The organism is Paracoccus nototheniae (genome assembly GCF_004335005.1).
GTDB lineage: Bacteria > Pseudomonadota > Alphaproteobacteria > Rhodobacterales > Rhodobacteraceae > Paracoccus > Paracoccus nototheniae.
Map to the genome: position 1 here is coordinate 136,247 of NZ_RQRT01000001.1, position 22,513 is coordinate 158,759.

Sequence of the window (22,513 nt, forward strand, 5' to 3'; positions counted from 1 at the left end):
CTGACCGGTCGGGCGGGGCATGTCGTCGCAAGGCAGGCGCACGGGAAATCCTCTTTGAAACCGCTCGGTCCTGTGAGCCAGTTCGGGCGCAGACGTCTGCCGTTACCGGGCGGGACATCACGTCGGCGTGATCGTCCGTTTCAAGGGCGGGGGATGATCGGCAGCGGTGCGGAGGCGCGCGGGACGGGGGGGCAGCATCCAGCGGCGGGATCAGCCGTCGATTGGTCTTACCAATTATCAGATTGAAGTGGTGGGAAAAGAATTATTCAAGATTATGAATTATAACGATAAAACAAGGACCATCGCCCGGAGAACCTCGCGAAGGCGGTCCAGATCACCCGACCCGCGCAAGCACCGATTGACCGACCTGCACGATTGGTAGGAACCTGCCGTCATCCGGGGAGGGGTGACGATGGTCGAATTGCTTGAAAACGATGCGCGACAGACCGGTTCCGACCGGGTCGTATCGTATTTCAAGGAACGCATCCTGAGGGGAGAGCTGAAGGTCGGCGACCGGGTGATGCCGGAACGCGAGCTGGCCCAGCAGCTGGATGTCGGGCGCCCCTTGCTGCGCGAGGTCATGAAATCGCTGGTCATGCTGGGGTTTCTGAACGTCCGTCAGGGCAGCGGAACCTATATCGCCAAGGCCGATATCCGCGTGCTGTCGGATTTCTTCACCTTCTGCCTGTCGCAGGAACGCGACATTCTGGAAGATGTCATGCAGGCCCGCATGGCGATCGAATGCCAGGCCATCCGGCTGGCCTGCGAACGCGCCAATGAATCCGATCTGGCGCGGATCGGGCAATGGCTTGGCACGCTGATCGACACGCTGAACGACCCCGAGGCCGGGGGGCGGGCCGATTTCATGTTCCACCAGTCGATCGTCGCGGCCAGTCACAGCCGGGCGCTGACCACGCTCTATGGGGCCATGGCCGAACTGCTGCAGCGCAGCCATGTGCAGCGCCGGGTGACCACCTATCGCAACCCCGAAATCGTCAAGGTTCTGGTCGATGCCCATCGCGAGGTCTTCTTGTCCATCGTGGCCAAGGATCCCGAACGGGCCGACCGGCATCTGCGCGATCATTTTGCCATCGGCGACGACCTGCGGCGGCGCAGCCTGATCGAGACCTATCGCGGCGCCGCCACCGCACAGACCAACTGAACCATCCCAGGGAGGGGACAACCATGTTCATCAAGACCGGACGGCTGCTGGCCGTCGCAGCCATGACGCTGACCGCCATGCCCGCATTCGCGCAGGATCTGCGCTATGCCCATGTCGGCGCCGAGGGCGATATCCAGACCCGCTATGCCGAGGAAGCCGCCGCCGACATCAACGAAGCGACCGGCGGAGAGGTCACCGTGCAGGTGTTCCCGGCCAGCCAGTTGGGTGGCGTGTCGGAAATGGTCGGCGGGGTGCAGATGGGCTCGATCCAGATGGGGCATCACGATTTCGCCTCGCTGGCGCAGATGGTGCCGGATGTGTCGGTGTTCAACGCGCCCTTCATCTATCGCGACGGGGCGCATGCGCTGGCCGCGACCGATCCTGCGACCTCGCCCGCGTTGCAGCAGATCAATGAACAGCTGGTCGAACAAGGCGGCGTGCGGATCATCGGCCGCATCTATCGCGGTGCGCGTCATATCTCGTCCAATTTCGAGGTGAAATCCCCCGACGATCTGGCGGGCAAGCCGTTCCGCGCCGTGCCGCTGGATCTGTGGGTGTCGATGGTGACGGGCTTTGGCGCGACGCCCACCCCGGTCGAGGTGGCCGAACTGCCGACCGCGCTGATGACGGGTCTGGTCGTGGGGCAGGAAAACCCGCTGACGATGATCACCTCGAACAGCCTGCACGAGGTGCAGAGCCATGTCGCCATGACCGGGCACATGCAGTCGGTGCTGGCGGTCTTTATCAATGAGAGCGTCTGGCAGGATCTGTCCGAGGAAACGCGGGCCCAGATCACCGACGTGCTGGACGCCAAGGCCGAGGAATCGCTGGTCTGGGCACAGGAATCCGAGGCCGAACTGGTGGCCGAGCTGCAGGACAAGGGCATGACCGTCGTCACCGAGGAAGACGGGCTGGACATCGACGCCTTCCGCGAACGCGTGCTGGCGCAGATCAACGGCGATTTCCCCAGCTATCAGCCCTATATCGAACAGATCATGGCGATCGAGTGATTGGGACCGGGCCGGCCTTCGGGCCGGCCGCCACCCAAGGGGAACCATGATGCGCAAACCACTGGAATTCATCTGCGTGCTGTTGCTGGCCGCCTTGGTCGCGGTGCCGTTCATCCAGATCATCGCCCGCGAGGTTCTGGGCTCGGCCATCGTCGGCGCCGAAGAACTGACCCGCTTTCTGCTGATCTGCACGGTCTTTGTCGCCTATCCGCTGGTCGCCGCCAGCCACGAAAACATCGTCATGTCAGAACTGCTGGACAATCTGCCGGGGCGCCTGCGCCGCGCGGTCCGCTTTCTGATCCTGACCGCCGGGATCGCCACCTGCGGGTTTCTGGCATTCGTGGCGTTCCAGAACAGCATGGGCAACATGCGCGGCGCGACGCCGACGCTGAAGATCCCCTTCTGGATCTTCATGGGCGCCACGACATTCGGGTTCGCGGGCGCCTGTCTTGTGCATCTGGTCCAGTGGCGCAAGGGCGACACGGGCCAAGGCTCGGTGGCACTCTGATGGGCATCGCGCTGATCGCCCTTTTTCTCGGGCTGTTCGTCCTTGGCTTTCCGGTCGTCTATGCGATCCTGATCCCCGCCATCGGTTATGTCCTGATCGAGGGGCTGCCCCTTGGCCTGCTGACGCAGCGGGTCACCTATGCGCTGGACAGCTTTCCGTTGGTCGCGGTGCCGATCTTTATCTTCGTCGGCAATCTGATGAATCTTGCGGGCGTCACCGACCGTATCTTTCGCTTTGCCGACACGCTGGTGGGGCGGCTGCCGGGCGGGCTGGCCCAGGTCAACATCTTTTCCAGCCTGATCTTTTCGGGCATGTCCGGCGCCGCGCTGGCCGATGTCGGCGGCCTTGGCCGGATCGAGATCGAGGCGATGCGCAAGCGCGGCTTTTCGGCCCCCTTCGCGGGTGCCGTCACGGCGGCATCCGCCGTGGTCGGGCCGATCTTTCCGCCCAGCATCCCGCTGATCGTCTATGGCTCGGTCACCAGCGTGTCGATCGTGCAGCTGCTGTTGGCGGGCATCGTGCCCGCGCTGATCTGCATCGTGCTGCTGATGATCACCGCCGCCATTCTGGCGATCGTGCACAAGATGCCGCGCGCCGACCGTGCCCCGACCCTGCGTCAGATCGGCGCCGATCTGCTGCCCGCGCTGCCTGCGCTGTTCGCACCGGTGCTGATGATCGCGGGCATGCTTCTGGGCCTGTTCACCCCGACCGAGGCCGCCGCCGTCACCGTTGTCTATGTCCTGCTGATCAGCAGCCTGTTCTATCGAGAGCTGACCGTGCCGCATTTGTGGAACGCGATGCTGATGACCGTGCGCAGCACCAGCGCGATCCTGATCATCGTCGCGGTCGCATCGCTGTTCGGCTGGATTCTGGCGGTCGAACAGATCCCGCAGGATTTTGCCCGCTGGATTTTGCAATTCGCCGACAGCCCGGTGATGCTGCTGATCATCGCGAACCTGATCTTTTTCATCGCCGGGATGTTTCTGGACAGCACCACCGCAACCCTTCTGGTCGTGCCGGTCATTGCGCCGCCGCTGGTTCTGGCCGGGGTCGATCCGGTGCATCTGGGGATCATCGTCATCTTCAACCTGATGCTGGGACTGCTGACCCCGCCCATGGGCCTGTCGCTGTTTCTGGTCTGCGACATCGCCAAGATCACCCTGCGCCAGCTGCTGCGGGCCCTGCTGCCCTTTTACGTGCCGCTGCTGGTGACGCTGGCGATCATCACCTTTGCTCCGGATCTGGTGCTGTGGCTGCCCGGTCTTCTTCGATAACCCTCTGAAAGGTCATTAAATGCGTATTGTCATCGGATCAGATCACGCGGGCTTCCCGCTGAAGGCCACGGTCGTGGACCACATCCGCAAGCTGGGTCACGAGGTCGAGGATGTCGGCTCTCATGACGACAAGCCGGTGGACTTTCCCGATATCGCCCAGCTGGTCACCGGCGCCGTGGCCGATGGCCGGGCCGAGCGTGGCCTGCTGGTCTGCGGCACGGGCGTGGGTGCGTCCATCGCCGCCAACAAGGTCAGGGGCATCCGCGCCGCCGTGTGCCACGATATCCATTCCGCGCATCAATGCGTCGAACATGACGACGTGAACGTCATGTGCATCGGCGCGCAGATCGTCGGGCCGTGGCTGGCGCTGGACCTGATCGATTCCTATCTGAAGGCCGAATTCTCGACAGACGAGGATTTCCGCCGCCGGGTCGAAAAGCTGCACAGGATGGATGCCGGGCGGTGAAACCTTCGGGTACGCGGCTGCGGCGGACAGGGTCGCGGTCGCAAGGCCTGCCGCCCGCCCCGGGCCCTTAAGGGTCCGGGGCGGGCGGCGCGGACCTGTTGCCGGGCGGCATCAGCACGGCTGACAGGCCCACCGTTCGAATTTGACGCTTGGCCGGGGTTGCGACATAACCATGCGACGCAATCAGGTTCGTCACAATGCTTTCGCCCAGCCCGCCGCCGTCAACCTCTGCCCGCATCCGCGCGCTTCGATATAGCGGCTTGCTGGAGCATTCCGGACTGGAACAGTTCGGCCATCTGACCGATCAGGTGCGCGATATTCTGGAGGTTCCGGTCGCCATCGTGTCGTTGGTGGACGAAGATCGTCAGGTCTTTGCCGGTCACAGCGGCCTGCCAGAGCCATGGGCCAGTCTGGGCCAGACCCCGATGTCGCATTCGTTTTGCCAGCATGTGGTGGACAGCAAGGCGCCGCTGATCGTGTCCGATGCCAATGACGATCCGCTGTTGCGCGACAATCTGGCGATCAACGATCTGGGCGTGGTCGCCTATCTGGGCGTGCCGATCATGCTGCCGGGGGGCGAACTGGCCGGTGCGCTGGCCGCCATCGACACCAGTCCCCGCATCTGGACCGAGGTGGAACTGCGGCGCCTGCGCTCTCTGGCCCGCACGGTCGAGAAAGAGATCGCGATCCGGCTGTCCGAAGGCCATTGGCGCGGCCTCTTCGACAATATGCAAGAGGGGTTCTATGTCGCCAGCGCCCTGCGCGATGACGCAGGCGCACTGATCGACATGCTGTTCCAAGAGACGAACCCGGCGGTCGGCCGCATCACCGGCATCCCGGCAAGCGATTTCATCGGGGCGCGCCTGTCGGTCCTGATGCCCGACGCCCTGCCCGATCTGCTGGCCGTCTATGACCGGGTGCTGCGCACCGGCCAGCCCGAACTGGTGGAAACCACCCACCCCACGCTTGGCCGGTCTTTCGACCACCGGGTCCGGGCACTGGACGACCGGCGCATCGCCTCGGTCCTGATGGATGTGACCGAACGGTTGCAGGCCGAGGCGGCATTGCGGATCAGTCGGGCCCAGCTTGCGACGGTGATCGACGCCATGCCCGTGGGCGTGCTGCTGGCCGAGGCGCCCTCGGGTCGCGTCATCATGCGCAACGATCGCATGGCGCAGATTCTGGGCCAAAGCCCGCTTGGGATGGGGCCGGGCGCGGGCGATGCGCCTTTCACCGCCTTCGATGCCAATGGCGACCCCTTCGATCCGCTGCACTCTCCTCTGGCCCGGATCATCGCCGGCGAGGTCCAGAGCCACAGCGTCGATGTGCAGCTGCGGCGCCCCGACGGTCTGCGCACATGGATCGAGATCGCGGGCGAGGCGATCCGGGGCGACGATGACCGCCTGATCGCCGTCTGTGTCGTGGTGAGCGATATCGACGAGCGCAAGAAACGCGACGTCGAACAGCGCGTCCTGCATTCCGAGCTGGCGCATCGCATGAAGAACTCGCTGGCGGTGGTGCAGTCGATCGTGAACCAGACGCTGCGCCAGGCGCCCAGCATTCAGGAGGGGCGCGATGCCATCGTCAGCCGTCTGGCCGCCCTGTCCCGCGCGCAGGACATGCTGACCCAATCGCATTGGGACAATTCCGACATTGCCGATGTCGTCGATGCCGCGACGGCGCCGCATCGGGCCAATGCCGACCGCATCACGATGCAGGGCCCGAAAGTCAGCCTGTCGGCCCAACAGGCGATGGCGCTGTCCCTTGCCATCCACGAGCTGGCAACGAATGCCGTCAAATACGGCGCGCTGTCCAACGATGCCGGTCGGGTCGCGATCTGCTGGCACTGGCAGGGACGGGATTTTGCGTTCGATTGGGTTGAAAGCGACGGGCCGCCGGTCGCGGCGCCGACCCGGCGCGGCTTTGGATCGCGGCTGATCGAACAGAACGTCGCCGCCTATTTCGATGGCACAGGTGAGATCGCCTATGACCCGACCGGGATCCGCTTCAGGCTGACGGGCACGCTGGACCCGCAGTGACGGTCTGCTTTCCGGGGCCTGATGCTGCGGACGGACGCCAGCCGCGCCCGGATCGCCGTCGGTCGGCGCGCGCGCCCTGGCATTTCCGCAAGCCCCAACCCGTTGCGGACGGGCAATAAACCCCTCGTTTCAGCAGACAATCTGACTTACAGAATGGGTCAGCAGCGGACGGGGGGCACGCCATGCACAGGACCACATCGCGGCTGATGCTTCTGGCCGTCGCCGCGTTCCTTTCAGGCTGCGCGACCAGACCCGGTCCCGAGGTGCTGCAGACCACACGCGCGAACGCGCCGGGGGCCGAGATCGTCACCGTCTATGCCGCCACGACCCGCGAACGGGCGGCGGCGAATGCGAATGTCTTTACCGCGGGGCGTTCCAGCCAGCCGAATTACGCGTCCTTCGACATTTCGGTGCCGCCCGATCACCAGCCGGGCCGCATCGAATGGCCTCTGCCGCAGGACGATCCTCAGATCGATCCGCACACGACCTTTGCCACGGTCGGGCAAACCATCCTGAACCGGCAGGGCCTTCTGGATCAGGTCGCCACGGCGGCGGACGGTCAGCAGGATGTGGTGATCTTTGTTCACGGCTATAACTATAATTTCCCCGAGGCGCTGTATCGCCTGACTCAGATGTCGGTCGATTCCGGTCTGGACGATACGCCGATCCTGTTCTCCTGGCCGTCTCAGGGGGCGATCGCGGGCTATGTGGCGGACAAGGAATCCGTCACCTATTCGCGCGATGCGCTGACCGATCTGCTGGGCGGGCTGGCGCGCGACAGACGGATTGGCACGATCACCGTCTTTGCCCATTCGATGGGCGGCTGGCTGACCGTCGAGGCGCTGCGCCAGCTGCGCCTGTCGGGGCAGGACGATGTGATCGACCGCCTGACGGTCGTGCTGGCCGCGCCCGATATCGATGTCGATGTGTTCCGGGCCCAGATGCAGGTCATCGGCCCGATGACGCCGCCGCTGGCGGTCCTGGTCTCGCCCGATGACCGGGCCTTGCGCGTCAGCAGCCAGATCAGCCGCACCCGCGCGCGGGTCGGCGCGCTGGACATCGCCGATCCGCGCGTGCAGGCGGCGGCGCGCGAGGCGGGGCTGGCGATCATCGACATCTCCAGCGTCGCGCCGTCCGACGGGCTGAACCACGACCGCTATGTCGGGCTGGCGGCGCTGTATTCCGGACAGCGGGCCGAGGGGGACAACACACCCGGTCTGGGGATCCGTCAGGCAGGCGCCTTCATCTTCAACACCGTGGGGACCACCCTCGCCAGCCCGTTCACCATCGTGGGCGAGGCTTTGGCGGGTGAGTAGGACCGCCTTGCCACAGGCAGGCCGGTCGGGGCAGGCACGGCGGTGGCTTGCCGGGGCGGCCCTGACCGCCTGCGTGGGTTTCGTGGCAGGCCTTATCGCTCTGGCGCTGCGCTTTCAGCTGGACGGCCCGGCCCGGTGGTTCTGGATCCTTGTCGTTGCCGGGGTGGCCCTTGCGGTTCTGGGGCTGCGTGCCAAGGGGCGGCGCGGGGCCAGTCGGGCTGTCGCGGTGGCATCAATGGTCGTCGCCCTGATCTGGTGGACATCGATCCGGCCTTCGGCGGATCGGGACTGGGCCCCCGATGTCGCCCATGGCGTGACGGCCTGGATCGAGGGTCACACCGCCATTCTGAACCATGTGAGGAATTTCGACTGGCGCAGCACGCAGGATTTCACCCCGCGTTGGGAAACGCGCCGCTATGACATCGACGCGCTGTCATCGGTCGATCTGGCCACCTCGACCTGGGGCAATCCCGCCATCGCCCATACGCTGGTCAGCTTTGGATTCTCGGACGGCGCTCATCTGACCTTCTCGGCCGAGATCCGGCGCGAGCGGGACGAATCCTTTTCCGAGATCGGCGGCTTCTTCAAAAAGTTCGAACTGGTCATGATCGCCGCCGACGAGGCTGACATCCTGCGGCTGCGCACCACCATCCGCCGCGAGGATGTCGCGCTGTATCCGCTGGACCTGACACCGGCGCAACGCCGCGCGCTGTTTCTGACCTATCTGGACAAGGCCAACCAGTTGGCCGCCGAACCGGCTTTCTATCATACGATCTTTGCCAACTGCACCACGATCATCTTTCAGCTGGCCCGGCTGGTCGAGCCGGGCATCCCGATGGACTGGCGCATTCTTCTGTCGGGCTATGTGCCCGGCTATCTTCATGACCACGGGGTGACCGGCGCGGGCCTGCCCCTGCAGACGGTCAAGGCGCAGGCGCGCATCAGCCGGATCGCCCAGCAGGCGGATGGCAGAACCGATTATTCGGTCGTCATCCGGTCGGGCGCGCCCGCCAGCCCCTGATATCGTTTGGCACTGGCTTGCGGCGCATCTTTACGCGTCGGCGTGACCCTCCGGGGGGGTGTTTGCATCGCAGCACTGGTCCATCCGCGACCGCACCCGCTTTGCACTGGAGACAGCAGCCGGCATTTATGCCGGGCGCGGCCTGATGCACGGCAATGCCGACCAGCCGGATCGGGGTGATTGAGCAGCGCGCCATCCGTCGGTCCGGTTTCCGGACCGAACGTCACATTTGGGACGATAAGGCCGGGGACGATGCCATCAGGGACGGGACCGATCCGGACCACGATCCCATCACCAGCCTCGATCCGGCGCTGGTCAATCAGGACGGCACCGTTCCCGGCGAATACAATCCCTATGCCGAGGTTGCGATTGTCGCCACCGGGGTGCGCAATGCCCATGATCTGGTCTGGCATTCGAACGGCAATCTGTATGCCCCGACCAATGGCACGGCATCCGGCGCCAGGACGCCTGCCGATCCGGCCCAGCCCTTCGACGAGACGATTGGCAATGCGCCCAAGCAGTACGGCTATTTCTTTGCCGTCGAAGAGGGTGGCTGTTGCTGCCGCGAACGTGCTGCGCGACCGATACATCCTGAACGGCGGCAATCCGACGGCCGGTCTGGACCCCAACGAGGTCGTGGGCACCAATGAGGGGAACAATGATACCGACGGCTATGCCACCGCAGGTCAGCCCGATGCCGATAACGTTCCGGATGGCGTCGACAACCGTGGCGCCGGCCGCCTGCCCTAGTGTGGGACAGAAGATCGCCTTTGGGTCCAACCTCAAGGGGGCGATCCTGTTCGCCCGGTTCCCTGTCGGTGACAACATGCGTGTCATCAACGTCGATGCGGTGGTCGATATCGTCGGCTGCAACGTGCTGCGCCGCCCCGACGGGTCGGTGATCGCCGACGATATCGACCCGCTGGACATGATCGAGATCCCGGCGCAACGGCTGGCAGGGCACCAACGCCGTAACGCTGCGCTCGACCGCGAATATCGGCCCCAATATCGATCGGCTCGAGGTGCAGACACAGCTCAACGCCGTGGGCGGCGACGGGTCCGGGACGGTGAACGGCACCGCCTTCGTCATCGATCAGGCCGAAAACGCCCAGCTGGACGGTCCGGTCATCGATGCCGCCGCCGTGGCTGGGGCCATGCCCGGACAGGGGCTGTCATGGTTCCTGAACGGCGAACGGATGGACCAGACCGCCTTTCCGGGCACGGGTGCGGCGGGGTGGCAAAACTTATATCCGACGCTGAAGGCCGGGCGGACCTGGGCGCTGCGCATCGAATCTGATGCGTCGGTGGCCTCTCGGCTTGATGATCTGGACATCTCGCCCGCACCGGGCAATCCGACTGCCGAGATCGGGATCCAGAGCCTTGATCCCGCCTGCCTCAGCGACCGCCTGCATTTCTCGTCTCTCGAAGACCCGGCCCCGACCGGTCTGGCCGACCACGACCTCAAGGAAGGCGGGACCGTCAGGATCAGCAATTCGGGGGCCGAACCGCTGGTGATCGAGGGCCCCGAGCTGTCCGGTATCAGCATCCCGGCGCGCAGGTCTTCTACGCGACGCTCGGCCTCAGTTCGGATGATCTTGCCGAAACCGTCAGGGTCGTTCAGCTGGCAGCCATCGCAAAAGAAATGTCCAAGGGCGACCTTTGCCGCCGGCGGTGCGGCGATGGTCGCAGATGGCCCCGACGGTCTGTCCGCTGACCGCGTCGCCATGGCGGATCAGGACGACCCGCGCTGCCCGAGGATCAGCCCAATAGGGTCTTCAGCGACGACGTGATGGGCTGAGAGTGCCTTGAAAGCCGCCGCCGCGCCATTCAAGGCGCGGTGGCGTCCTGACAGCGATCAGCCCCGACGATCGTTCTATCGCCGCCCGTGTTTTGCCCGACAATATTCTGCCCCAATGAAGATCGCCCCATGGCGTCCACCCCCGCGGATGCACCCAATGTGACGCGCGTCTGTTCGGTCTTGGTCGAACAGTATTATCCGCGCCGGCAGCCGGTATCGGATCAGGAAAGCATGGTCTTATCGGCCATCATGGCCCGCGCACTGGCGCCGGGCGGACAGGCGCTGTTCCTGCCCGGCCTCGCTCACCTGATTGCGGCAATGGGCACCATTCCGCAGGATGTCGATCACCTCTGTGCCGGACAGACCGCCCGGCTGCGCTTTGTCGGGCTGGACCTGCACACCACCCCCGAGGTCATCGGCATCCCGCCCGATGCCAGCACCGATGCCGCCACCGGAGAGACCTGCTTCCTGACCCGCATGCCCATCATGCCCCCGGGATCCGGCGCGGCTGGAGGGGCAGGCCATTCTGCCCCGCATGCAGACCGGGGCCTTGATCCGCGCGCAGTCGCGCAGGATCACGTCCTATCTGGCGCGGCCTCTGGCCGGCCAGATCCGGCACGCCTTCCGGGAAAATCAATCATGAACACCGTGACGCCCATCCCGCGCCGGGCATCCCCGCCAATCGGCCCTGTCGCCCGCGCCCCGGTTCGGGCCGGTGCCGCGTCCGCCATCCCGCCTTCGGGAAATCCAGCCCGGGATGGCATTGCCTGTCCGACCGGTGCAGGATCGGATCGGGCTGCGTTACCATGGCAGCAAACCGTCGCACCGAAAGATCATCCCATGACCGACCCGATCCCTTGCACCCTTGGCCATCCCCACATGGCCCAACCTGATCCGGTCGCACGGATGCGGGTCGGGGCGGCCTCGGCCCCGACCGATCATCCCGCAGCGCGCTGAGGGGATCGGCCATGTCCCAGACTTCCGACCCGGCCACCATGCTGGCGATCCAGCGCCAGGCCTTCCGGGCCAGCGGCGCCCCCTCGCTGGCCGCCCGCCGCGATGACCTGATCCGCCTGCGCCGCGCGCTGATCGCCCACCGCGCGCCCATCGAGGACGCGCTCGATGCCGATTTCGGCCACCGCTCGCGCCACGAGACAGCGATCATGGAGCTGGCGGGTCTGGTCAGCGGCGTGGATTACCTGCGCAGCAATCTGGCGCGGATGATGCGTCCGCAACGCCGCCATGTGGCGATCACCATGCAGTCGGGCCGCGCGCGGGTCGAATACCAGCCGCTTGGGGTGGTGGGGGTCATGGCGCCGTGGAATTACCCGGTGACCCTGGCCCTGATGCCGCTGGCCACGGCGCTGGCGGCGGGCAACCGGGTCATGCTGAAACCGTCCGAATACACCCCCGCCACCAATGCGGTGCTGGACCGCATCCTGTCCGATCTTTTCCCTGCGGATCAGGTCGCGCTGGTGATGGGCGACGCCGATGTCGGGGCCGCCTTCAGTGCGCTGGCCTTCGATCATCTGATTTTTACCGGCAGCACGGCGGTGGGCCGTCATGTCATGGCGGCGGCCAGCGCCAATCTGGTGCCGGTCACGCTGGAGCTGGGCGGCAAGTCTCCGGTCATCGTAGAGCGCGGCCATGACATGGATCATGCGGCAGGCAGCATCGCTTTTGGCAAGCTGATCAGCGGCGGGCAGACCTGCATCGCGCCCGATTACGCTCTGGTTCACCGGGGCGATCTGGACCAGTTCGTCACCGCCTATGACAAGGCGGTCCGCGCCGCCTATCCCGACGGCCCCTCGGGGCGCGATTACACCTGGGTTTTCAGCGGCCGGCATCTGGCCCGGCTGACGGGCCTGCTGGAGGATGCCCGCGCCAGGGGTGCCACGCTGCGTCCGGTGGGCCATCCCGGCACCGATCCCCATCCCCGCGCCCTGAGGCCGATGGTGGTGCTTGGCGTCACCGATGCCATGGATATCGCACAGGAAGAGATCTTTGGCCCGATCCTGCCGGTCCTGACCTATGACAAGCTGGATCAGGCGATCGATCATGTGAACGACCGCCCGCGTCCTCTGGCGCTGTATTACTTTGGCCATGACAGGGCGGCGCAACGGCGGGTGCTGGACCGCACCACATCCGGCAATGTCACGATCAACGGCACGATCATGCATGTGGCGCAGGACGATCTGCCCTTTGGCGGTGTGGGCGCCAGCGGCATGGGCGCTTATCACGGGGTCGAGGGGTTCCGCCGCTTCAGCCACGCCAAGGGCATCTATGATCAGGGCCGCTGGAACGCCACCACGCTGCTGCGCCCCCCCTTTGGCAAACTGGTCAGGCGTCTGCTGTCCATCGTCTTGCGCTGACCTGTTGCATCGGAGCCTTCCACGCCCCGCCTTTGTCCGGGACCATCCGTCACGGACCGTCAGGCCGTACGGTCCGACAGGCGATCGCCTGTCATCGGGCGGCAAGGCGCCATCACGGCGCGCCACCGCCCTGAAACCGTGCGTTGAAGCGCGCGATCTCTCGGGGTTGCGGCGGCGTGCCCGTATAGATGGCGACATAGGACGGGATGCGCGTCAGGCGGGTCTGCAGATCCTCGGACGATTGCATCGAGATATAGCCGATCTGAACCAGATAGACGGTCCGTGCGCGGACATCGGCGGCCATCGGGTCGTGCCCCCAGCTCATCAGCATGTCGCGCAGTGCGTCAAGACGCCGGGCATCCGCCGCGCTGACCCGGTCGGCCACCGCCGGATCCTGCAAGGCCCAGCTGCGGATCGCGAATTCCAGCCGCGAGTCAAAGGTGTCGGCGGACAGAAAGCAGCCGATGACGTTCAGCATCGCTTCGGCCTGCGTCTCGGCATAGTGGCGGGTTGCGGCGATCAGGGGCAGGGTGGTGCGGGCGTGCCAGCCGTCCAGCAGGGCAGCCAGCAGCGCCTCGCGGTCCTGAAAGAACCAGTAAAAGCTGGTGCGCGACAGCCCCAGATGCTTGGCCAGAGGCATGATTTTGACAGCGTCCACGCCGCCGTCGATCAGCGCGCGATAGCCCGCCTCCAACCAGCCATCCCGCGATCCGCGCCAGCCAGAGGGTGATGTCGCCTTGTCATCCATCCCGCGATCCTAAGGGCCGGTCCGACCCCCGGCAAGCCATCCCGACAGCGGCGCCCCACCTCACGACATCAACGACAATTAAATTGACATAAGTGAACATTTTGACATTCTGTCCCTTGATGTGTTCCGGATGAGGCTGCCCAGATGTCCCACGATCCCCTTCTTCAACCCTACCGGCTGAAGCATCTGACGCTGCGCAACCGGATCATGATCACCAGCCATGAACCGGCCTATCCCGAAGACGGGATGCCCAAGGATCGCTATCGCGCCTATCACGTCGAACGGGCGCGGGCGGGGGTGGCGCTGACGATGACGGCGGGGTCGGCCTCGGTGTCGCGCGACAGCCCGCCGGTCTTCAACAACATTCTGGCCTATCGCGACGAGGTGGTGGGCTGGATGCGTAGGCTGGTCGACGAATGCCACGACCATGGCGCGGCGGTGATGATCCAGCTGACCCATCTGGGCCGCCGCACCCGGTGGGACAAGGGCGACTGGCTGCCCGTCGTCGCCCCCGGCCATGAACGGGAAGCCGCGCATCGCGCCTTTCCCAAGCGGATCGAGGATTGGGACATCGCCCGCATCATCGGCGATTTCACGGACGCCGCCGAACGCATGAAGGCCGCTGGCGTCGACGGGATCGAGCTGGAGGCTTACGGCCATCTGCTGGAACAGTTCTGGTCGCCTTTGACCAACGATCTGGACGCGCCTTATGGCGGCAGTCTGGACAACCGCCTGCGGTTCACGATGGAGGTGCTGCAGGCGATCCGCGACCGCTGCGGGCCCGATTTCATTGTCGGCCTGCGCTATACCGGCGATCAGGTGCTGGCTGGCGGCATGGGCGCAGAGGAGGGGATGGCCATCTCTCACCGGTTGAAGGACAGCGGGCTGGTCGATTTCCTGAACGTGGTGCGCGGGCATATCGACACCGATGCCGGGCTGACCGACCTGATCCCGGTGCAGGGCATGCCAAGCGCCCCGCATCTGGATTTCGCAGGCCAGATCCGCCGTGCAACCGGCTTTCCGACCTTTCACGCCGCGCGCATCCCCGATGTGGCGACCGCGCGCCATGCCATCGCCTCGGGGCTGCTGGATATGGTGGGGATGACGCGGGCGCATATGGCCGACCCGCATCTGGTGCGCAAGATCATCGAAGGGCGCGAGGATGACATCCGCCCCTGCGTGGGTGCGAATTACTGCCTCGACCGGATCTATCAGGGGGGGCTGGCTTTTTGTCTGCACAATGCGGCGACGGGGCGCGAGGAAACCATGCCCCATGACATTGCGCCCAGCCCCGCGCCGCGCCGCATCACCATCGTCGGGGCCGGACCCGCGGGAATGGAGGCGGCGCGCGTCGCCGCCGCGCGCGGCCATGCGGTGACCGTGTTCGAGGCGGCGGATGCGCCCGGCGGGCAGATCCGCCTGACCGCCCTGCAACCCCGGCGGCGCGAGATGACCGGCATCATCGACTGGCGCATGGCGCAATGCGACAAGGCGGGCGTGCGGTTCCGGTTCAACAGCTATGCCGAGGCGGGCGACGTGCTGGACACCGATCCCGACGCGGTGATCATCGCCACCGGCGGGCTGCCCCATACCGAGATTCTGGGCACGGGCAACGATCTGGTCTGTTCGGCCTGGGACATCCTGTCGGGCGATGTGAAGCCGGGTCAGGATGTGCTGGTCTTTGACGATGCGGGCGATCATGCGGGCCTGCAGGCCGCCGATCTGATCGCCGCCACCGGCGCCCGGGTCGAGATCGCGACCCCCGACCGCAGCTTTGCCCCCGAGGTGATGGCGATGAACCTCGTCCCCTACATGCGCAGCCTGCAGGCCCGCGATGTGACCTTTACGGTGACATGGCGGCTGATCCGGGTCACGCGCGACGGCAACCGCCTGCGCGCCACGCTTGGCAGCGATTACGGCGCCATGACCCGCGACCGGCTGGTCGATCAGGTGGTGGTCAATCACGGCACCCGGCCGCTGGACGATCTCTATTTCGATCTGAAGCCTTTGTCGCGCAATCTGGGGCAGGTCGATCAGGCCGCCCTGATCGCAGGCCACCCGCAGGCACTGGCCCCAAACCCTGGCGCGGCGTTCCAGCTGTTCCGCATCGGCGACGCGGTGGCCGCACGCAACACCCATGCCGCGATCTATGACGCGCTGCGGCTGGTCAAGGATCTGTAGCCGAGGGAAAGCGGCGCGCCCAAGGGTCAGGCGCGCAGGGCCAAGGGCGATCGTCCGGCAGGCCCGGCCCGTGCCGGTCCCCGATCACAGGGTCGTCGCGTCCGAGCGCTTGCGCGAAACGGTATAGGCGCGGTCCAGGTCCGGGTTCAGTTCCATCCCCAGACCGGGGCCGGGGGGCACGGTGATCATGCCATCCTTGACCTCGGGAAGGGCGGTTACCAGATCGCGGTACCATGTGCGATAGAACGCCCGGACGCTTTCCTGCACCAGCGCGTTTGGCGCGTTCAGCGACAGATGCGTCGAGGCGCACAGAACCACGGGGCCGGTGCAGTCATGCGGCGCGACCGGCAGATGCCAGGCCTCGGCCATGGCGGCGATCTTGCGGGCCTCGGACAGCCCGCCGCACCAGCTGAGATCCAGCATCACCACGCCCGCAGCCCCGGTTTCCAGCAGATCGCGAAACCCCCAACGGGACGCCAGGGTTTCGGACGCGGAAATCGGCGCGGGCGACACCGCCGCATAGCGCGACAGGCTGGACAGGCTGTCCATCCTGATGGGATCCTCGTGCCAGAAAGTGCCATAGGGGGCCAACGCCTTGGCGATCTGCATCGCCGGCAACAGTTGCCACATCGAATGAAATTCGACCATGATGTCCATGCGGTCGCCCGTGGCCCGGCGGATCTTCTCGAACGGCTCCAGTGCCTTTTTCAGATCAGGCACAGAGATATACTGCCCCCGCGTCGCCTCGGCTGCCGCATCGAAGGGCCAGATCTTCATCGCCGTGATGCCCTCTTCCAGCAACGAGATCGCCAGCTCGTCCGCCCGGTGCAGAAAGCCGTTCAGGTCGTCATAGGATGCCTGCGCCCCGCTCAGGCCGTAATTGACCGTGGTCTGGCCGGTCGCCTTCTTGATGTAATCGGTCCCCGCGCAGGTGTTGTAGGTGCGGATGCTGCGGCGGGTAAAGCCGCCCAGCAATTGCGCGATGGGCTGACCCACGGCCTTGCCGAACAGATCCCACAGCGCGATGTCGAAGGCGGAATTGCCGCGCACCTCGGCCCCTGACGAGCGAAAGCCCAGATAGCCGACCAGATCGCCCGCCAGCCGGTCGATTTCCAGCGGATCCCGCCCGATCACGCGCGGGGCGATATATTCATGGACATGCGCCTCGACCGTGGCGGCGCCAAAGAACGTCTCGCCCAGCCCGGTCAGGCCTTCATCGGTCTGTACCTCGATCCACAGCAGGTTCGGACGCTCGGCGATGCGGATGGTCTCAAGGGCGGTGATCTTCATCTGATCCTCGGGGGTGTCGGGTTGCGGGTGGGGCGGCTTTGGGGTCTAGCGATGGCCGACCCAGCCCCGGTCGTCGGTCAGGGCGCGGCCCGGTGCGATGCGCGCGACGCTATAGCCGTCGGGCAGCGCATCCGGCGCAGCAAAGGGCTGATCCGAGGCCGCCAGCAGGATATTGGCCCGGCCACGGTCGCTGACCGGCCCCTGCACGGCCTCGACATGGGGGTACAGTTCGCTGAGAATGGCGTGGATGCCGCGCGCCAGCGGGCCATCGGCGGCATCGATCAGGTTCACATAGACGGGGCCGTCGACGATCGCGCGCAGCCTCTCATAGGTTTCGAGCGTGGCCAGATGGGCCGGAACCGACCCGGATGAGAACGCATCCATCACCACCGCGTCAAAGCGGCGGTCGGTCTGGTTCAGAAACACCCGGCCATCCGCATGGACGATGCCAAGACGGCCCTTGCTGCCGTCCTGCGAGCCGGCATCCCCGGCATCAAAGCCGGTCTGTTCGATGATCGCACCCGCCCAGGGCAGGTGGTCCCGCACCACCTGCGTGATCAGCGGATCGATCTCGACCGCCAGCGCAACCGCCTTGGGGCGCCGGGACAGCAGCATGCCGGGCAGCGTATACCCGCCGCCGCCGATGAAAAGGACCGCAGGTGCCGCCCCCAGATCCGCATCCATGCGCGCCCACAGCCATTCGGTATAGGGCAGGACCAGCTGGTCGCCGTCCTCTGCCTGTGCGTCATCCGGGGTGGTCCGTTCCGCCGCCTGCAGGGTCCGGTCTGACAGCAGATAGACCGCATCGCCATGACGCTGGACATCGATGCAGGACAGCCCGGATTCGTAACGGCAGATCGGTCCGATGGCTGCGGTTGCCGCGACGACCAGTGCCCCCCCGGCCACGCATAGCACCGTTCCCGGAGTGACCCGCATGCCCGGCCCGTTGCTGCCATCCCCGGACGCATCGCCCCGGATCAGCGGAACGCACAGCAGCACCGCAAGCCCGCATCCGGCAAAGGTCGCGACCGAGCCTGCCAGCGGCAGCGCCACAAAGCCCGCCAGGATCGCCCCGACGATCGCCCCAAGCGAGCCTGCCGCCAGAACGAGGCCAAGCGACGACCCCTCGCGTCCGGGCCGCGCCTCGACCGCCAGTTTTGCCAGAAAGGGCGACGGAAGGCTGACCAGCACCGATGCGGGAAAGAACGCCACCACGACCGCCACCAGCATCCCCGCCGTGCCGCGCGCGCCCAACGCATAGATCAGGCCCAGCACGGCAGGAGACACCGCCATCAGCGCCGCCGTCGCCAGCAGCGCCACACGCACGCCCCGCACCGCCGCAGGGCGCGGGCGTTCGGCGATCAGACCACCAAGCGCGCTGCCAAGCGAGAACCCGGCCAGAATCGTCGCGATGACCGATGTCCATGTCACCAGAGAGGTGCCGAAAAACGGTGCCAGCACCCGACCGGCGGCGATCTCATAGGTCAATCCGACGGCGGACAGCACAAGGATCAGGGTGATCGTGGTCCAGAACCGCATGACAGTCTCCTTGGGCGATCAAAGGCCGGGCCTGCGTGACATGAATTTCGGCCCGACGCTATGGTGCGACGCGCGCTTTGATGGTCCTGCATGGCGATCATCGTGGGAAACCTGTGACGGGCAGGGGAAACGGCGTGATGCCCTTGTGCGATGCGCGGTTGCCGAACCGGTGCGGTTCGTCCAGACGACCGGACCCCGGCAGCAGCCATGAGGCGAAGACGGTCTGCGCAGCGCAGCCGCAGAACTGACCCTTTGCGATGCGCACCGTCCGGGGGGCCGTGCTGCAAAACCGGTCAATCGCTGCGGCGCGTTCGCGCGGATGCGGAACCTTGCCCCGGGCCAGCGATTGACATTGGTCACGGGGTGCCGCCGTCTGCCTTGTGATTCCCCGGAGCGCGGTTCCGGGGGTGTCGCCTTGCAAGGACCGTGGAATGAATTTCTCTCTGCCGCAGCGCACAGGCTATAGCCGGTCCGAGATCGTTTCGGACTTCATCGTGCATGCGATGGGTCTGACGGCGGCCTTGCTGGCCGTCCCGATCCTGATCCTGCGGACATGGTCGCTGGATGGCGGGATGTCCGGCGTCGTGGGTGTTTCGATCTATGGGACGACGCTGATCGCGATGATCCTGTGTTCCACCCTGTACAACATGACCCATCCCGAAACCTGGAGCCATGCTCTGCAGCGGATGGACCATTCGGCGATCTATCTGAAGATCGCCGGAACCTACACCGCCTTCGCGCTTTTGTCGCCGAACCCGGCGGGCTGGTTTCTGGTCTGGATCTGGGCCTGCGCCGCGCTTGGGGCCGGGCTTCGCAGTTGGGCGCCGGACCGGTGGCGGGGCGCGGCCATCGGTCTTTATCTGGTCATGGGATGGTCGGGCGCCGCCGCCGGTGCGGCACTGTTCGGCGAGATGTCCGCCGGGGTCTTTGCGTTGATCCTTGCAGGCGGCATTCTGTACACGACCGGCTTTGCCTTTTACCTGTGGTCGCGCCTGCCGTTTCATCGCACGATCTGGCATCTGTTCGTCATCGTGGCCAGCGCGGTCTTCTTCACCGCCGTCGCCGCGCATGCTCTGGCAGGGCTTCCGCCCCCGGCGCCATGACCGGCCCCCCAAGCGTGCCGTCCAAAGACTCCTCGATCGTGAACCCGGGATATCAGTTCCCGGCGCGCAGGGCGGGCAGGCCGACGCCGGTCGCCTCGAACCCGCCATCGGCGGCCAGCACCTGACCGGTGATGTAGGACGCCTGATCGCTGCACAGAAAGGCGATGGCCTGCGCAATCTCATCCTCGCGGCCATAGCGGTTCAGCGGGATCGCATCGTGATAGGCGGCGCGGATGGCGGGGCTGTGGACGGCCAGCGCCAGCTTGGTATCGACCGGGCCGGGCGCCACGCAATTGGCGCGGATGCCCTGCTGGCCCAGTTCCGCCGCCTGCTGCCGCGTCAGATGGATCACCGCTGCCTTGGATGTCCCATAGGCCACCCGCAAGGTGCTGGCCCGCAACCCCGAGATCGAGGCGATGTTCACGATCGCCCCGCCCTGCCGCGCCAGATGCGGGATCGCCGCCTGCGAACACAGAAACACTCCGTCCAGATTGACCGACATCACCCGTCGCCATGTCGCCAGATCCGTCTCGGCCATGGGCCGGAAATCGGCGACGCCGGCATTGTTGACCAGCGCGTCGATGCGGCCCGACCAGGCCGTTGCGGCATCGACCACCGCGGTGACCTGATCCGGGTCCGACACGTCGCAGGGCATGGCCAGCGCGTCGTCCCAGCCCGTGGCGATGCGGGCCAGTTCCTCTGCATCGATATCGGCCAGAACGACGCGCCAGCCCCGTTCGGACAGCAGCCGGGCGGTGGCCAGACCGATGCCGCGCGCAGCGCCGGTGATGATCGCGGTTTTCTGTGTCATATCCGTCCTTCTGCCCGCATGGGGCGCTACATCAGCCATTCGACCAGCCACAGCGACATGCGGGGCAGGGCGGCCACGACCGCCAGCCCCACCAGGGCCGAGATCAGAAACGGCAGCGCCCCGCGCGCCACACGCTCGATCGAGATCTGCGCGACGTTCGCCGCCACGAACAGGTTGACGCCCACGGGCGGGGTGATCAGGCCGATGGCCAGATTGATCATCACCATGACCCCGAACCAGACCGGATCCCAGCCCAGCTCATGCATCACCGGCAGCACGATGGGCAGGGTGATGAACATGACCGTGATCGCATCCATGAACATGCCCGCGATCAGCAGGATCAGCATGACGACCAGCAGGATCACCCATTGGTTGTCGCTGATACCCAGCAACCCGCTGGAATAGGTGCCGACCAGATCCTCGACCGTGATGACCCAACCGAACAGGCCCGCATAGGCCACGATCAGCATCACCGTGGCCGACGACCCCGCCGCATCGGCCAGCGTGTCATAAAGCGCGCGGATGGACAGGCTGCGATAGATCAGCCCGCCCACCAGCAGCGCATAGACGGTGGCGACCAGCGCGGCCTCGGTCGGGGTGAAGATGCCGGAATAGATGCCGCCCAGGATCACCACCGGCGTCATCAGCCCCCAGAAGCTGTCGCGAAAGCTGCCCCACAGGCGCGCGCCATAGGGCAGGCCCGCATAGGGGTCGGGGATCAGCCGGTCCAGCGCCCCGCCGCCCGGCCCGCCTTTGGGCGCGATGAAGGGCAGCACGGCCAGCATGGTCAGCCCCATGAACAGCCCCGGCACGATCGCCGCGATGAACAGTTGCGAGATCGACACCTCGGCGATCACCCCGAATAGCACCAGCCCGATCGACGGCGGAATGACGATGGACAGCGCCGCGCCGGCACAGACCAGCCCCGCGGCATGGGCGCGGGTATAGCCGTCTTCCTCCATCCCCTTGATGATCATCGGGCCGATGGCCGCGACCGATGCGGGGCCCGATCCGCTGACCGCGCCCCAGAACAGGCAGACGACGGTGCCCACGACGCCCATGCCGCCGGGCAGGCCGCCGACAAGGACGCGAAAGAACCGGATCATGCGTTCGGCAATCCCCGTCGATCCCATCAGTGCCCCCGCCAGAATGAAGAACGGAATGGCCAGCAACGAATAGCGCGCGACCCCGGCGGTGATCAGATCGCCCGCCAGATCAAGGCCGAAGCCCATCCGCCACATTGCATACAGCGCCGACAGCCCAAGCGAAAAAGCCACCGGCACGCGCAGTGCCAGAGCCACAAAAAACAGCACGATCATCTGCGTGCCCGGACCCATCTGAAGCAGGCCCATCTCAAGCATGATCGGACCCCGCCAGACGGAATTCCTCGATTGAATGCTGCACGAACCGCCAGGCGATCAGCAGAAAGGCGAAAGGCACCGCCGCCTGATAATACCACATCGGAATGCGCAGCGCGTAAGAGGTCATGCCGTTCTGATAAAGCGTCAGCACCGACCCCCATGCCAGCCAGCTTGACCCCAAGAGCAATCCCACGGACAGCACCACCGAAAGAGCCACGACCCCCTGCGCCAGCCTGCGCGGCAGCATCGACACCACCGCCGTCACCGCCAGATGCTGTCCCTGCCGCGCCGCGATGGCCGCGCCAAAGACGGTCAGCAGCAGAAAGCCGTTGGTCAGCAATTCCTCGGACGAGGCCAGCGAGTAATTGGTGGCATAGCGCACGACCACATTGGCAAAGCCCAGCAGGGTCATGCCCAGAAAGAGGACGGCGCAGATCAGCCGTTCGGCTTCGCGCGACAGAAAGGACAGCATGGGCACCTCGGGGGGGTCATGGGCAGGCATGGGGGGCATCGC

At 65.9% G+C, this 22,513-nt stretch carries 20 protein-coding genes; 14 read left to right on the forward strand and 6 right to left on the reverse strand.

What is annotated here, in order from left to right:
* The first annotated feature begins 412 nt into the window (after positions 1–412).
* The 12 genes from EG885_RS00630 to EG885_RS00685 all read left to right on the forward strand — a co-directional run bounded on the left by EG885_RS00630 (position 413) and on the right by EG885_RS00685 (position 12,966).
* Positions 413–1,162: a FadR/GntR family transcriptional regulator gene (locus EG885_RS00630; protein WP_131572531.1), complete on the forward strand. Its 750-nt coding sequence runs from the start codon at positions 413–415 to the stop codon at positions 1,160–1,162.
* A 23-nt stretch (positions 1,163–1,185) separates the two neighbouring features.
* Positions 1,186–2,172, forward strand: a complete 987-nt coding sequence (locus EG885_RS00635; protein WP_131572532.1) for a TRAP transporter substrate-binding protein — start codon at positions 1,186–1,188, stop codon at positions 2,170–2,172.
* 46 nt (positions 2,173–2,218) lie between these two features.
* On the forward strand, positions 2,219–2,680 hold the full coding sequence (locus tag EG885_RS00640; protein WP_207392153.1) for a TRAP transporter small permease: 462 nt from the start codon (positions 2,219–2,221) through the stop codon (positions 2,678–2,680).
* On the forward strand, positions 2,680–3,954 hold the full coding sequence (locus EG885_RS00645; protein WP_131572533.1) for a TRAP transporter large permease: 1,275 nt from the start codon (positions 2,680–2,682) through the stop codon (positions 3,952–3,954). Before EG885_RS00640 ends, EG885_RS00645 begins: the two co-directional genes overlap by 1 nt.
* A gap of 19 nt (positions 3,955–3,973) precedes the next feature.
* Entirely contained in the window at positions 3,974–4,420 is a 447-nt protein-coding gene (gene rpiB / locus EG885_RS00650; RefSeq protein ID WP_131572534.1) for a ribose 5-phosphate isomerase B, read from the forward strand.
* Positions 4,421–4,617: 197 nt separating this feature from the next.
* Positions 4,618–6,459 carry an HWE histidine kinase domain-containing protein gene (locus EG885_RS00655; protein ID WP_131572535.1) on the forward strand — a complete coding sequence of 614 codons (1,842 nt, stop codon included), beginning with the start codon at positions 4,618–4,620 and terminating at the stop codon, positions 6,457–6,459.
* A 182-nt stretch (positions 6,460–6,641) separates the two neighbouring features.
* Complete coding sequence (locus EG885_RS00660; RefSeq protein WP_207392154.1) at positions 6,642–7,775, forward strand: alpha/beta hydrolase; 1,134 nt, start codon at positions 6,642–6,644, stop codon at positions 7,773–7,775.
* Positions 7,768–8,796, forward strand: coding sequence for an Lnb N-terminal periplasmic domain-containing protein (locus EG885_RS00665; RefSeq protein WP_207392155.1), 1,029 nt, complete (start codon positions 7,768–7,770; stop codon positions 8,794–8,796). Before EG885_RS00660 ends, EG885_RS00665 begins: the two co-directional genes overlap by 8 nt.
* Positions 8,797–8,951: 155 nt before the next feature.
* A complete protein-coding gene (locus EG885_RS00670) occupies positions 8,952–9,446 on the forward strand; it encodes a hypothetical protein (RefSeq protein WP_131572536.1) in 495 nt (164 codons plus the stop codon).
* A 372-nt stretch (positions 9,447–9,818) separates the two neighbouring features.
* Positions 9,819–10,586 (forward strand): hypothetical protein, encoded by a 768-nt coding sequence (locus EG885_RS00675; RefSeq protein WP_131572537.1) that lies wholly within the window; start codon positions 9,819–9,821, stop codon positions 10,584–10,586.
* A gap of 137 nt (positions 10,587–10,723) precedes the next feature.
* On the forward strand, positions 10,724–11,551 hold the full coding sequence (locus tag EG885_RS00680; RefSeq protein WP_131572538.1) for a hypothetical protein: 828 nt from the start codon (positions 10,724–10,726) through the stop codon (positions 11,549–11,551).
* Positions 11,552–11,562: 11 nt separating this feature from the next.
* A complete protein-coding gene (locus tag EG885_RS00685) occupies positions 11,563–12,966 on the forward strand; it encodes a coniferyl aldehyde dehydrogenase (protein WP_131572539.1) in 1,404 nt (467 codons plus the stop codon).
* Positions 12,967–13,078: 112 nt separating this feature from the next.
* On the opposite strand, the gene EG885_RS00690 is transcribed toward EG885_RS00685, so the two are convergent.
* Positions 13,079–13,714, reverse strand: a complete 636-nt coding sequence (locus EG885_RS00690; protein ID WP_131572540.1) for a TetR/AcrR family transcriptional regulator — start codon at positions 13,712–13,714, stop codon at positions 13,079–13,081.
* 144 nt (positions 13,715–13,858) lie between these two features.
* On the opposite strand from EG885_RS00690, the gene hpbA reads away from it, so the two are divergent.
* Positions 13,859–15,895 carry an N-methyl-L-proline N-demethylase HpbA gene (gene hpbA / locus EG885_RS00695; protein WP_131572541.1) on the forward strand — a complete coding sequence of 679 codons (2,037 nt, stop codon included), beginning with the start codon at positions 13,859–13,861 and terminating at the stop codon, positions 15,893–15,895.
* A gap of 84 nt (positions 15,896–15,979) precedes the next feature.
* Here hpbA and EG885_RS00700 read toward each other — a convergent pair whose 3' ends face one another.
* On the reverse strand, positions 15,980–17,185 hold the full coding sequence (locus tag EG885_RS00700; protein ID WP_131572542.1) for a mandelate racemase/muconate lactonizing enzyme family protein: 1,206 nt from the start codon (positions 17,183–17,185) through the stop codon (positions 15,980–15,982).
* Between the two features lie 45 nt (positions 17,186–17,230).
* Entirely contained in the window at positions 17,231–18,724 is a 1,494-nt protein-coding gene (locus EG885_RS00705) for a fused MFS/spermidine synthase (RefSeq protein ID WP_207392156.1), read from the reverse strand.
* A 431-nt stretch (positions 18,725–19,155) separates the two neighbouring features.
* On the opposite strand from EG885_RS00705, the gene trhA reads away from it, so the two are divergent.
* A complete protein-coding gene (trhA, locus tag EG885_RS00710) occupies positions 19,156–19,827 on the forward strand; it encodes a PAQR family membrane homeostasis protein TrhA (protein WP_131572543.1) in 672 nt (223 codons plus the stop codon).
* 52 nt (positions 19,828–19,879) lie between these two features.
* Here the strand turns inward: trhA and EG885_RS00715 are convergent, their stop codons facing one another.
* Genes EG885_RS00715 through EG885_RS00725 form a run of 3 tightly spaced genes read right to left on the reverse strand, consistent with a single transcriptional unit; the run spans position 19,880 to position 22,510 of the window.
* A complete protein-coding gene (locus EG885_RS00715; protein WP_131572544.1) occupies positions 19,880–20,638 on the reverse strand; it encodes an SDR family NAD(P)-dependent oxidoreductase in 759 nt (252 codons plus the stop codon).
* A gap of 26 nt (positions 20,639–20,664) precedes the next feature.
* The gene (locus EG885_RS00720; RefSeq protein ID WP_242679445.1) at positions 20,665–21,999 is read right to left on the reverse strand and encodes a TRAP transporter large permease; all 1,335 of its coding nucleotides are present in this window, start codon (positions 21,997–21,999) and stop codon (positions 20,665–20,667) included.
* Positions 21,992–22,510, reverse strand: coding sequence for a TRAP transporter small permease (locus EG885_RS00725; protein WP_242679446.1), 519 nt, complete (start codon positions 22,508–22,510; stop codon positions 21,992–21,994). The genes EG885_RS00720 and EG885_RS00725 overlap by 8 nt, the downstream gene beginning before the upstream one ends.
* Positions 22,511–22,513: the final 3 nt, after the last annotated feature.